At 45.6% G+C, this 13459-nt stretch carries 9 protein-coding genes; 4 read left to right on the forward strand and 5 right to left on the reverse strand.

The window, feature by feature from the left end:
- Positions 1–4 precede the first annotated feature (4 nt).
- From ACN0QW_RS07630 to ACN0QW_RS07640, 3 genes are all read right to left on the reverse strand, one after another.
- On the reverse strand, positions 5–370 hold the full coding sequence (locus ACN0QW_RS07630; protein WP_299379420.1) for a response regulator: 366 nt from the start codon (positions 368–370) through the stop codon (positions 5–7).
- A gap of 66 nt (positions 371–436) precedes the next feature.
- Positions 437–892 carry a chemotaxis protein CheW gene (locus ACN0QW_RS07635; protein WP_053006163.1) on the reverse strand — a complete coding sequence of 152 codons (456 nt, stop codon included), beginning with the start codon at positions 890–892 and terminating at the stop codon, positions 437–439.
- 26 nt (positions 893–918) lie between these two features.
- On the reverse strand, positions 919–3657 hold the full coding sequence (locus ACN0QW_RS07640) for a chemotaxis protein CheW (RefSeq protein ID WP_417430231.1): 2739 nt from the start codon (positions 3655–3657) through the stop codon (positions 919–921).
- Between the two features lie 291 nt (positions 3658–3948).
- Here ACN0QW_RS07640 and ACN0QW_RS07645 point away from each other — a divergent pair, with 291 nt between their 5' ends.
- Complete coding sequence (locus ACN0QW_RS07645) at positions 3949–5646, forward strand: ABC transporter permease (protein ID WP_417430233.1); 1698 nt, start codon at positions 3949–3951, stop codon at positions 5644–5646.
- 109 nt (positions 5647–5755) lie between these two features.
- Here ACN0QW_RS07645 and ACN0QW_RS07650 read toward each other — a convergent pair whose 3' ends face one another.
- Positions 5756–6781, reverse strand: coding sequence for a Fe(3+) ABC transporter substrate-binding protein (locus tag ACN0QW_RS07650; RefSeq protein ID WP_417430235.1), 1026 nt, complete (start codon positions 6779–6781; stop codon positions 5756–5758).
- 273 nt (positions 6782–7054) lie between these two features.
- Entirely contained in the window at positions 7055–7690 is a 636-nt protein-coding gene (locus ACN0QW_RS07655) for a histidine phosphotransferase family protein (RefSeq protein ID WP_417430237.1), read from the reverse strand.
- A 411-nt stretch (positions 7691–8101) separates the two neighbouring features.
- Between ACN0QW_RS07655 and ACN0QW_RS07660 the strand changes: the two genes are divergently transcribed.
- The 3 genes from ACN0QW_RS07660 to ACN0QW_RS07670 all read left to right on the forward strand — a co-directional run bounded on the left by ACN0QW_RS07660 (position 8102) and on the right by ACN0QW_RS07670 (position 13426).
- A complete protein-coding gene (locus ACN0QW_RS07660; RefSeq protein ID WP_417430239.1) occupies positions 8102–9832 on the forward strand; it encodes an NAD(P)H-dependent oxidoreductase subunit E in 1731 nt (576 codons plus the stop codon).
- Positions 9832–12612, forward strand: coding sequence for a formate dehydrogenase subunit alpha (gene fdhF, locus ACN0QW_RS07665; protein WP_417430241.1), 2781 nt, complete (start codon positions 9832–9834; stop codon positions 12610–12612). The genes ACN0QW_RS07660 and fdhF overlap by 1 nt, the downstream gene beginning before the upstream one ends.
- A 220-nt stretch (positions 12613–12832) precedes the next feature.
- The gene (locus ACN0QW_RS07670; RefSeq protein ID WP_417430243.1) at positions 12833–13426 is read left to right on the forward strand and encodes a cytochrome P460 family protein; all 594 of its coding nucleotides are present in this window, start codon (positions 12833–12835) and stop codon (positions 13424–13426) included.
- Positions 13427–13459 lie beyond the last annotated feature (33 nt).

Raw genomic sequence — 13459 nt, forward strand, 5'->3', positions numbered from 1 at the left:
GCCATTAAATAAGGCCCACCTGTATAAATTTAGATTCAATAATATCGCTATCAAAAGGCTTCATAATATATTCATTGGCCCCCGCAGCTATAGCTTGTTGTATGTGCTGCATGTCATTCTCTGTCGTACAGAAAACAACAATTGGCTGTTCAACATTTTGAATCGCCCTCAGATCCTTGAGGAACTCCAATCCATCTTTTACAGGCATGTTCCAGTCAAGTAAAACAGCGTCAGGCATGGATGCGTTACATGCGTCCAAGGCTTTTTGACCGTCCTCTGCCTCTTCAATGTTAAAGTTTAATCCTTCAAGAATTTTCCGCGCAACCATTCGCACGACCTTGGAGTCATCGACAACCAAACAGGTCTTCATATTTTCGCTCCAACTTGTTTTTGAATACCCAAAATAACCGAACTCTAATGAACTAAGAAAAACCTATTATGCTGCGTCCGCATTTCGGCCATAATCTAAGAATCTGTTTACATCCAGAATGACAAGAAGCTTACCATCCAAGCGATAAATTCCTTGCGAGTAATCCCGAAAGCGCTGATCAAGTGTAGGTGGATTTCGCTCAAACGAACTTTCGTCCACCCCAAGAACTTCACCGACACTATCCACCATCAAGCTGTAAAGGTCATGACCATTCTCAACAACGATGCTCATCGACTCTTTTTCTTTGCGCGCGGGTAACCCCAAACGTTTTCTAACATCAATTGCAGTTACAATACGTCCGCGCAAATTCAAAGACCCCGCAATCTCGGGCGGTGCCAAAGGAATCGGCGTAATACGCTGAGGATTAATGATATCCTGCACACTTAAAACCGGAACACCAAAAAGCTGGCCAGCGATATAGAAAGTAACAAAATCTTCGTTTTCCAAATAAGTATCACTCACAGTTTCACTCTTTCTATGGTTTTATCTCACGCAGCGCCTTTAAGTTCTGCAATTGTATCTTGAAGGGTCAGCAGCAAAGCTTCGCGATCAGTTTTTGAAACGTAATCCTTGAAGCCTGCAGCCCGGCCACGCATCAAATCTGCGGGAGATGCAAAAGCCGACAGCGCAACCATTGGTGTTTTTGCCCAACGGTGATCTTCGCGAACTGCTTCTGCAAATTCGAAACCGTTCATTCCCGGCATTTCAATATCGGAAACGATAACATCAAATACTTCCCCGTTTTCACACAGGGTCAAGGCTTCGCTAGCTGATTCAACCGCTTTCACATCGTAACCCGCGACTGAAAGCATTGGCATCAAGAGATTACGGAAAAATGGACTATCATCTACAACTAAGATCTTGGATCGATCACTTTCAAAGTTTTCTTTTCCAGCTTCAGATCCAAACCAATCTGGATAAGCCTGCGTCAAATAGTAACCTGCATCAACAACATCCGTCGCCTTCTCGGCGATGATCGCACTGCCGATATAACCTTCTTTCTCAGCACTCAGTTCAACGTTCATCCGATCTTCGACAATATCGATAATCTCGTCGACAACAAGTCCCATAGACCGTTCTCTATCCGAGAAGACAAGGACAGGCTGACGACCTTCTTTCTCCAGTTCCATACCAGGTTGCATTGGAATAAGAGGCATTAGCTGACCACGATATTGAACCACATGTTGCCCACCTGACGTTTCCACTTTGGTTAGATCAATTTCTTCCAACCGGGCAATAAGGGCAAGTGGAACCGCTTTGGGTGCGTCGTCGCCGGAACGGAAGACAAGCATAGCAACTTTTTCATCATTACCAGTCAGATGACGATCTTCGTGAGCACCCAAATCACTATCGGCTACGGCAATTTCACCTGTTGCAGCAGCTATGCCATTAGGGTCAAGGATCATTACAACCGCGCCATCCCCAAGAATGGTATTTCCAGAAAAGAGTTGAATATCACGCAAAATTGGTGCGACTGGTTTGACAACAATTTCCTCGGTATCAAAGACGCGATCGACAATGATACCAAACGTGTACGTTCCAACCTGGGATACAACAATAAAGTTGTCTTCTCTCAGTTCCTTTTCGTCATCTTCTGGCTCATCATCATCTGTAAGCTTGAGCAGGTCACGCAATGTAACCAGTGGTAACAAACGATTTCTCAACCGCAAGACAGGCGTTTCGTTAATGTGTTCGATTGTATGTTCAGAATGCGCCGATGTACGTACCAACTCGACAACAGACAGCTGTGGGATGGCAAAGCGTTCTTTACAACATTCAACAATCAGCGCGGACACAATTGCCAGCGTCAGCGGAATTTTAATGGTAAAGATTGTACCTTTGCCCTCGGTTGAGCTTAGTTCAATCGTTCCACCAATTTTTTCAATGTTGGTACGAACAACGTCCATGCCAACACCTCGACCAGATACCGCCGTAACTTCAGCTGCCGTCGAAAACCCAGGTTTGAAGATAAACTGCTGAATTTGTTGGTCATTCATACCGTCCATTTCAGCTTCGGATGCAAGACCATTTTCTATACATTTTTCTTTAATACGGTTTGTATTAAGTCCCTTACCATCATCAGAGATCTGGATGATAATGTGTCCACCTTCGTGGTATGCGTTGAGAATAACTTGGCCTGTTTCAGGTTTACCCGCTGCTATACGATCACTCGGCATTTCAAGGCCGTGATCAGCAGAGTTACGAACCATGTGCGTCAATGGATCTTTAATCAGCTCCAGAACCTGACGATCAAGTTCTGTTTCCGCACCTTTCATCACCAGATCAATTTTCTTGTCCAGTTCGTGAGAAAGATCGCGGATAATACGAGGAAGTTTGGCCCACGCATTTCCAATTGGTTGCATTCGGGTCTTCATAACACCTTCTTGCAGGTCAGAAACCACATGGTTCAAACGCTGTAAAGGTGTTGCAAAATCACTCTCTTTATGGGCACGCAAAATTTGCAGGGTCTGGTTTCGAGTCAAGACGAGCTCAGAAACCATTGTCATTAAATTCTCAAGAACATCAACGCTAACACGAATAGATTGATTTGCGACTGAAGACCCACCATCTGCGGCTGGTGCTGCAGGAGGTGGTGCAGGTTTCTTTGCCGCAGGTTTTGGTGCTGGCGCTGCAGGTGGAGCAGGTTCTGCCTTCAGTTCAACCACTTCAGCAGCAGGTGCTGCATCCGGAACAGCAGACGCTTCGGCTGCGGCTTGTGCGGCCAACTCTTCTGGGCCGAGAGCTTCTCTGAAAGCGCGTTCAAGCTCATCTTCTTCATCATCGTCAGCTGCGTCTTCAACTGGGGCACCTGCCGGTTCTGGGGCTGCGGCAGCTGGTTCGGCAGCATCTCCGCCTTCAGCATGGGCATTCAAACGGCTAATCAAGTCAGAATCATCACCTTCAGGTTCTTGTTCAGTAGCTTCTAACGTTGTGAGGATTTCACGAATTTGATCCAAACACTCAAGGATAAGAGAGACACCCGCTGGAGTTACTGAGAGCTCTCCGTCCCTGAACTTGTTCATGATGTTTTCACCAGCATGAGCAACAGATTCAAGTCTCGGCAGTCCTAAAAATCCACAGGTACCTTTAATCGTATGCATTAACCTAAAAATGCTACTCAGCAACTCTGCGTCGTTTGGGTTCTGTTCGAGTTTGACAAGTTCCATATCGAGTGTCGTGAGACCTTCGTTTGTCTCAGTCAGAAACTCACTCAAAAGATCATCCATAACCGCGCTTCCATTCCATCTCTAATCAACCAAATCGGACGCAACAAACTTGCAATCCGCTATTAATTCAGTGACAAGCTTGTCAAAGGAAGATTAATAACCTCTTACCCAAACCCTATCCTTGATTAACTTTAATTAGAAAGGGTCGCATTTTATCATTTTTTTGGGCTTAAAGGCCTCATTTAATTATAACAAATCCTTGATAAACCCTAGTCGCAGAGCTTTTGCCATGCTAGCAGATGGGAGTCGAAAAAAATTTACGACAATGATTAGTTTGACGGATTCGAGATTATGGCTCCAAACCAGATAGCAGCTGAATCGAAAGTTTCACCCCTGCGCTTCAAAAATAAGTTTGGTTTAATGACTTGGTTGGCATTGTTCATCGCAGCATTGTTTACTTTGCCAATTTTTAACGTTATCGGATCTGCCATAACAACTGAGAGCGACATATGGAATCACTTGGTTGATACCGTTCTCACCGACTATCTAATCAATACATTATTACTCGCAACCGGCGTCGCAATCCTGGTTGCCATTATCGGTACCGGCACTGCATGGCTCGTGACAATGTGCCGTTTTCCCGGACATAAAATATTCGAATGGGCGCTGATATTGCCCCTCGCTGTCCCGGCTTATGTCATGGCCTACACCTATACAGATTTCTTGCAGGTAAGTGGTCCATTACAAGGGATGATCCGAGATATTTTCGATGTTCAGTATCGTGAATACTGGTTCCCTGAAATACGATCTTTATCTGGCGCCGTGGTTATGCTGTCACTTGTCCTGTACCCTTATGTCTATATGCTTTCACGCGCAGCATTCCTAGAACAATCCATTTGCGCACTGGAAGTCAGCAGAACTCTTGGTTGCGGCCCATGGGGTAGTTTTTTCCGTGTCGCCCTGCCACTTGCGCGGCCAGCCATTATCGCGGGAACCTCTCTTGCTTTAATGGAAACTCTTGCAGACTTTGGAACAGTTTCATTTTTTGGGGTTCAAACCTTTACAACGGGTATAATGAACGCCTGGACAAATATGGGTGATTTACCAGCAGCACGTCAGCTATCCACCTATCTTCTGGTTTTTATCCTAACCGTTTTTATTCTGGAAAAAGTCAGTCGAGGTAATGCACGCTATCACCATTCAACAAATCGATATCAAACTCTTCCCGGGTACCAACTAAAAGGACTCAGCAAATTTTTGGCAATTATTGCCTGTATAACGCCGTTATTTTTAGGCTTTGTTCTTCCCGCTATGTTATTACTGGACATGTCGATCACAATTGGCGACCAGCAATTTGGCGCAAAGTTCGTTAAGCTTGCATTCAACAGCTTCACAATCTCACTCATTACAGCTGTCATCGCGGTAATGATCGCAATTCTTTTGGCCTATACCAATCGATTACAATCAAACATCCTGTCAAAAACAGCAACGCGAATTGCTTCGATGGGCTATGCTGTTCCTGGTACTGTTGTTGCTATTGGCACACTCTTTCCTCTCGCAACGCTTGATAATACAGTTGATGCATGGATGCGGGAAAACTTTGACATCTCCACAGGCCTCTTACTAACCGGATCAATTACAGCTCTGGTTTTCGCCTATCTAGTGCGCTTCCTTGCTATTTCCCTTAACGCGGTTGAGACCGGTTTGGGTAAAATACGCCCTAGCATGGAAGATGCATCACGAACATTGGGGCACGGTCCATTTAAAACCCTTAAACACGTTCATGTCCCCATAATGAGTGGCAGTATTCTGACCGCAGGTTTGGTTGTTTTTGTCGACGTTATGAAAGAACTACCTGCAACCCTTGTTATGCGCCCGTTTAACTTCGACACTCTGGCCACTCAGGCTTACAATCTTGCGTCAGATGAACGCCTATCAGAATCCTCGACGGCATCCCTAACCATTGTCCTTGTCGGAATTCTTCCTTTGATCGTACTAACCAGAGCAATATCAAAAAGCCGGGCAGGGTCTTCAGCGCAAGAACAGTAAGGTGCTAAATTAAAGCTCACGTTTTTTTAGAGCAAGCAAAGACATAAAAGCCCTGTAGCTCAAATAAGCTACAGGGCTTTTAATTTTTTAGGCGTTTATGTCCTAGACTTTATTTCCAGCCAACGCGGTCGAAAATTTTCTGAGCCTTAACCTGGTTTTTACCATAGACAGAAACATTAACTGTATCGACTTTGAAATCACCCAAGCCTTTTACAGCTGAATTTGGCGCAATCCCTGAAACAACAGGGAATTCGTTATTACCATCAGCAAAGTACCCCTGCGCCTGTTCGCTTGTCAGGTATTCAAGGAACTTAACCGCAGCCTCTTTATGAGGGGCAGATTTCACTACGCCTGCACCAGAAACATTCACATGGGTACCGCGATCAGATTGGTTCGGGAATACATAACCAAGCTTCTCCGCTAAGCCTTTGTCTTTATCGCTTGGCTTGGTTAGCAAACGAACAAAGTAATATGAGTTGGCAACAGCGATCTCACATTCACCAGAGCCAATACCACGCAGCTGGTTTGTATCGCCTTTTACAGGCTGACGTGCAAAGTTGGCAACGACACCAGATGCCCATTTTTCAGCAGCTTCTTCACCTTTGGCTTCTATGATAGAAGCAAGCAAAGACTGATTGTAAATATTTGAGCTTTTGCGAATACAGACTTTGCCCTTCCATTTTGGATCGGCCAAATCTTCGTAGCTTGTGATCTCCCCATCTTTGATTTTAGCTTTATCAAAGAAAATCATCCGGGCACGTGTAGATAGACCATACCATTTGTTTTCAGGGTGACGTAGATTTTCTGGAATGTTTGCATCCAACTCATCGGAAGAAACAGATTGGAAAATTTCTTTCTGTTCAGCACGCCACAAATTTCCAGCGTCTACAGTAATCAAAACATCCGCGGGGCTATTCGCGCCTTCACTTTTAATACGTTCGATAAGTGCAGCACCTTTACCTTCGATCAGGTTAATTTTGATACCTGTTTCTTTTGTAAAGTTGTCATATAACGCATCGTCCGTTTGATAGTGACGGGATGAGTATACATTAACGACATCTTCAGCATAAGTTGCTGTGCTGCCCATCGCAGCAGCAGTGAGCATCGCAGTTGTAGCTAACCAAGCAGCCTTCATTGTGACTGTCTCCTATTTTAATCACACCAGTTTTAGTATTGGGCGACATGAGGACAAATTGAGAGAATTCTCTCTGTGAAACCGCTAGGAATATTGCAAATCGTTCTCAATTGATCAATCAAAATAATGCGAATAATTCGCATTATCTAACTGAAGTCCCTAATAAATAAGCAGCTTCCCCTCAAAGAAGCTGCTTATTTATGGCTTTCAAAAAAATTAATTTTATGACGCTGATGGTTTTCTTTCAGCGTTTCAAAGATCTTGTACTACATATTAGAATGATACAATAAGTTGGACATGCCCCTCGACAGAGCTGTTAATCAACAAATCTGTGCCACTTTGTCGCGCGAGAAAACGGGTAAAATATGCGTGAACATTACGCGGTGTCAGCTCCTCAGTCTCGACATCATCGGTCAGAGCCTCCTTAACCTCTTCACGAATCGAAACGGAATCTCCCGTCACCGTAACTGCAACAAAAGCCCCCGTATCAGCATTCCCACTCAATGCTGTGATAACACCGCCTCTCGGTAACATTTCGACACCAAGTGCGATAAGATTAAGAAGAACCTTGCCCCCGTTATCCGGCAAGCCTTCTGGTGCCGTCAAATCCGGCCACTTAAAATCAACTTTGGTATGGGATAGGTAATTAACAGCCAGCTGATTTAATGTCGCGTAATCACTCCCCATACGACTACCCGCCAATCCATAAGCCAATCTATAGAACTGTAAAGTGGCCGCAGCCTGGGATGCAGAAGACGTAGCCAACTTTAGTGCATCATCTGCCATACCAAAAGAATCATCAGCCATAAGCTCAAGACCATTATTGACAGCCCCCACAGGACCGACAAGGTCGTGGCATAGACGCGAGGAAAGAAGTTCGAGGACACGGAAATCAATTTGATTATTCATTTGTTACAAAATCTCTTTTGACAATTTAGCTATGTTCTAAACGACCCCGAAAGATCTCATTCGTTGCATATAAAATACCTGCAGGCAGTTAACCATAGATAAACAGAATAAATAAAGCCGATACAGTCTATTATTATCACCATTCACCGATACACGACTTGCTGCCTCTCATTGATAAGTAAACCCTATCAAAACATAGGACTTTGCGAATGTCCGTTTACTATCGTTCCTTGGTAAAGAGCTATAAAATGTAACAAAAAGCTTCGGGAATACGACAGAATCGTCGCGCAGTCATGGGCTACAAGTCATCGTTACCAAGTGAAAGTTACCCATAAAAGCAGAAATTGACCGGGACAAACCGGAACAACATGCCCCCAAACGAGGGCAGATTGTCGTGGAGAAGCATGAATAATGTCAGATAGTAGCGTCTTGGATGCCCCCTCTAAGAAGGACAGTCCCCCCGTCAAGCGCCAAATCCATCCTGGATCCGGTCGTAGAAAGCCACCTGTTTTTTCAAAGGGTCGCCAACTTGAAACAGAAGCTCACGAAGAAATCGTTGCTCTTTTGGATAATAAATCACGTCAAAGAGACCTCTTGATTGAGCATCTGCATCTTATTCAAGACAAATACGGCAGCCTTTCAGCAGGGCACTTACAGGCCTTGGCTGATGAAATGAAGCTTCCCATGGCCGAAGTTTATGAGGTAGCATCCTTTTATGCGCATTTTGATATTGTTCTCGATGGCGAAAAAGCCCCTGCGGAAATAACTGTCCGCGTTTGCGAAAGCCTGAGCTGTGAAATGGCTGGCGCAAAGGACTTGTTAAAAAGCCTTCCGGATTCAGTTGCCAAAAATGTTCGTGTTGTTCCTGCCCCTTGTATGGGACGCTGTGATTGCGCACCTGTAGCCGAAGTCGGTCACAATCATGTTGATAATGCAACAGTAGAAAACATCACCGCAGCGACTGACAACAAAGACATTCACCCCGCAGCTGTCGATTACAGAGACTACGATGCCTATATTGCAGATGGCGGCTATAAAGTGCTGCGTGAATGCTATGAAGGCAAATATGATCGCGACGAAATTGTCGAGCTTCTCAAAAACACAGGCCTAAGAGGGCTTGGCGGAGCTGGCTTCCCGACCGGTCTGAAATGGAGCATCATCCGCCAACAGCCTAAACCACGATTAATGGCAATTAATGGTGATGAAGGTGAACCCGGAACATTCAAAGACCGTCACTATCTAGAAACTGATCCGCATCGCTTCCTCGAAGGAATGCTGATTGGTGCATGGGTCGGCGAAGTAGAAGCAAGCTACATCTATATCCGTGACGAATACCCCGCCGTTATCAAACTTCTAAAAAAAGAAATTGAACGCGTTTATGCTGAAGGCCTTAACAACGGTATTAAAATAGATCTTCGCCGTGGGGCAGGTGCATATATCTGTGGTGAAGAATCAGCCATGATTGAATCCATAGAAGGAAAGAAAGGCTATCCGCGTCACAAACCACCTTTCCCATCACAGGTCGGCTTGTTCGGTCTACCAACACTCACAAATAACGTAGAAACAGTCTACTGGGTGCGTGATCTTATTGAAAAAGGTCCCGAGTGGTTCACAAGCCACGGCAGGAATGGCCGCAAAGGTTTAAGGTCGTTCTCGGTTTCCGGTCGTGTCAAAAATCCGGGCGTCAAGTTTGCCCCGGCAGGTATCACAATCAAAGAACTTATCGCAGAATATTGTGATGGTATGGCCGATGGGCATGAATTTAAAGCATATCTACCAGGCGGCGCCTCTGGCGGAATTTTACCAGCTAGCCTTGGTGATGTTCCCCTGGACTTTGATACCCTTCATGAACATGGCTGCTTTATCGGTTCTGCTGCGGTGATCGTTCTTTCTGATCAAGATAATATGCGCGACGTTGCTATGAACCTAATGCGCTTTTTCGAAGATGAAAGCTGTGGTCAGTGCACCCCATGCCGTACAGGAACTGAAAAAGCAGTGAGCCTTATGGAAGAAGACAAATGGGATCAGGATCTTCTGAAAGAACTTTCTACTGTTATGATGGATGCTTCGATTTGCGGCTTGGGTCAAGCAGCACCTAATCCTTTACTCACAGTGATGAAACATTTTCCGGAGGAACTGTAATGTCTGTTACTGCAAACACAACACCAGTCAGTTTTACACTTAACGGAAATGAAGTCACAGCACAACCAGGAGAATCCATCTGGCAAGTTGCTGATCGCCTGGGCACGGAAATTCCTCACCTTTGCTACCAACCAGAGCCAGGCTACAATGCAGACGGGAATTGCCGGACCTGCATGGTCGAAATCGAAGGCGAACGAACTTTAGCCGCATCCTGTATACGCCAACCCGCTGAAGGCATGATTGTCAACACGGCAACAGAACGAGCAAAAAAAGCACGGGAGATGGTGTTTGAATTGCTTGTGGCCGACCAGCCAGCTCGCGAAGAAACCCATGAGCCAAATTCAAAATTCTGGAACTGGGCATCAGATATTGGCGTCACATCCAGCCGTTTCCCTGCGCATGAACGTCCGGTAGCAGATTTAAGTCATACAGCAATCGCCGTAAATCTGGATGCTTGTATTAACTGTAACCTTTGTGTCCGTGCCTGCCGCGAAGTACAGGTCAATGACGTCATTGGAATGGCCTTCCGCGGATCTAAATCCAGCGTCGTCTTCGATTTCAATGCCGATATGGGTGACAGTACCTGTGTGGCTTGTGGTGAATGTGTTCAGGCCTGCCCAACTGGTGCGCTGATGGAAAGCTCTCTCCTCAACGATGCTGGCGTCAGAGAAGATTATGCTGATGAAATCGTAAACTCTGTTTGCCCATTTTGTGGTGTTGGCTGTCAGACCGAGGTTCACGTCAAAGATGACAAGATCATCAAAATTGACGGTGCTGAAGGCCCTGCAAACGAAAAGAGGCTTTGTGTGAAAGGGCGATTTGGATTTGACTATATCCACAATCCAAATCGCCTGACCAAACCACTTATCCGCCGTGATGATGCACCACGTGGTTGGGACATTGGTGTTCCCGATAACGATTTTTCCGCTTACTTCCGCGAAGCAACATGGGAAGAAGCTCTTGAACGTGCAGCATTCGGTCTCAACAAGATACGTGATGAAAAAGGGCCCAAAGCGCTTGCTGGATTTGGCTCTGCAAAAGGATCAAACGAAGAAGCCTATCTGTTCCAAAAACTGGTAAGAACAGGCTTTGGCAGCAACAATGTCGATCACTGTACACGACTTTGCCATGCCTCTTCCGTTGCGGCGCTAATGGAAGGTGTCGGTTCAGGTGCGGTGTCAGCACCCTTTACCTCGGTTGCTGATGCAGAATGCATCATCATCATTGGCTGTCGCCCTGGCTGGAACCATCCGGTTGCCGCGACCTACATCAAACAGGCTGCAAAAGATCCTAACAAACATATGATTGTCATGGATCCACGTGGACAAAACCTTGTGCGTTATGCAGATAATCATTTGCAGTTCAAACCTGGTCGTGATGTAGCAATGCTGAACGCGATGATTTATACAATCATTGAAGAAAAACTTTACGACCTTCAGTACGTTCAAGCCAACACTGAGGGCTTTGAAGAGCTGAAAGAAAATATCAAAGATTTTGCCCCTGAAGATATGGCCAAAATCTGTGGTATTGATGCGCAAACTCTACGTGAGACCGCGCGTCTTTATGCGACGTCCGAAGCATCCCTGATCCTTTGGGGAATGGGGGTATCCCAGCATACACACGGTACAGACAACGTACGTTGTCTGATAGCTATGTCTTTGATCACAGGCCAAATTGGCCGTCCGGGTACAGGTCTGCACCCGTTACGAGGGCAAAACAACGTGCAGGGCGCATCTGACGCCGGTCTTATCCCAATGCTTTACCCAGATTATCAATCCGTCGAAAACGAAGAAATTCGTAGCCGCATGGAAGATTTTTGGGGCATGGAACTCGACAAGGAAAAAGGCCTGACCGTTGTTGAGATCATGGACGCAATCCATGACGGTAATATTACTGGCATGTTCATTCAGGGCGAAAACCCTGCAATGTCTGATCCTGACCAACAGCATGCACGTGAAGCCCTGTCGAAGCTAAATCACTTGGTGGTTCAGGATATATTTATGACCGAAACAGCATGGCATGCTGATGTCATCCTACCCTCTTCTGCTCATGCCGAAAAAGACGGTACCTTTACCAATACCAACCGTCAGGTTCAGATGGGACGTGCTGCAGTATCTCCGCCAGGTGACGCACGACAAGATTGGGAACTCATTCAGGAACTTGCACAGCGCATGGGACTTGATTGGACCTATACGCACCCTCGGGACGTTTTCAATGAAATGGCCCAGGTTATGCCGTCACTAAACAACATTACTTGGGAAAGACTATCACGTGAAAATGTGGTGACTTATCCTTGTGCAAGCGAAGATGGACCGGGCACAGAAATCCTCTTTGCTCAAGGCTTCCCGACAACATCTGGACGGGGCAAGCTTGTTTCCACAGCTCTCATTGATCCGGCAGAACTACCGGACAAAGAGTTCCCACTTGTTCTGACAACAGGACGCCTTTTGGAACATTGGCACACAGGTGCCATGACACGTCGTTCAGAGGTTCTAGATAATCTAGAACCAGAAGCTGTTGTTTTCATCAACCGTCTGGATATGAAAAAACTCGGCTTGGATGCTGGTGACTGGGTGTCAGTCTCCACAAGGCGTGGAACTGTTAGTCTGAAAGTTCGTCAAGATCGCGAAGTTCCTGAAGGCATGATATTCATGCCATTCTGTTTCTCTGAAGCTGCGGCCAATATGCTAACAAACCCACAACTTGATCCATTCGGAAAAATTCCTGAATTCAAGTACAGTGCGGCAAAAATTGAACCTCTTGCGGTTGCCGCAGAATAATTCTGATACGTATAACTTTTCGTATTAAATCTGGAAGGGTCGCATTTATGTGGCCCTTTTTTATGCACAACTTTTTTCAAACTAGTTGATCTCACTTGATCGTGAAGAGGCTTTACTCCCCTTTTTTTACACGAATGCTATCTAGAAAGGAGAGAAAAAAACATCGAAACGCGGGCAAGGTAATAATTCGATGTCAGTCAGGATAATTGGAGATACCCAAATGAAGATCACGTTCAGCTCATCTGTCAAAAGCTTTCTTCTCTCAACACTGTTTGTACCATCACTATTCATGACTCCTGTGGTCGCGAATGCAGAAGATATTACCCCAGAGAAAGCGACTGAACATTATGAAGCTCTCTCACCAAAAATGAGAGCTGGCTATGCAAAATCGGGCCACCCAGTTTCAACTGAGTACTTCAACTGGGATCGTTACACAAAAGCGCCTCATAAATCCAGTACACACGGCGGTCGACTGGTTCACAACTACGCAAACGATCTGGCGAAATCCTATGGAAAATACGAAGATATCGGCACCCTGCCTGTAGGGGCTATTGTAGCCAAGGACAGCTTCAAGGTAGGCAAGAAAGGTGTAAAACCCGGCCCTCTCTTTCTCATGGAGAAAATGGAAGCTGGCTTTGCACCTGATAACGGTGATTGGAAATATACGCTTGTAACCCCAAGCGGCAAGATTTTTGGCGAAACCAATGGGGTCAACTCTAAGAAAGTGAAATTCTGTGCTGATTGCCACAATGCAGTCGGCGAAGATCAAGACTTTATGTTTTTCCCCGAAGAAGACTACCGAGTTGTAAACTAATCGTCAGTTATTCACATTAACTTTCAAGGCTGA

The organism is Kiloniella sp. (genome assembly GCF_048259265.1).
Classification (GTDB): Bacteria; Pseudomonadota; Alphaproteobacteria; order Kiloniellales; family Kiloniellaceae; genus Kiloniella.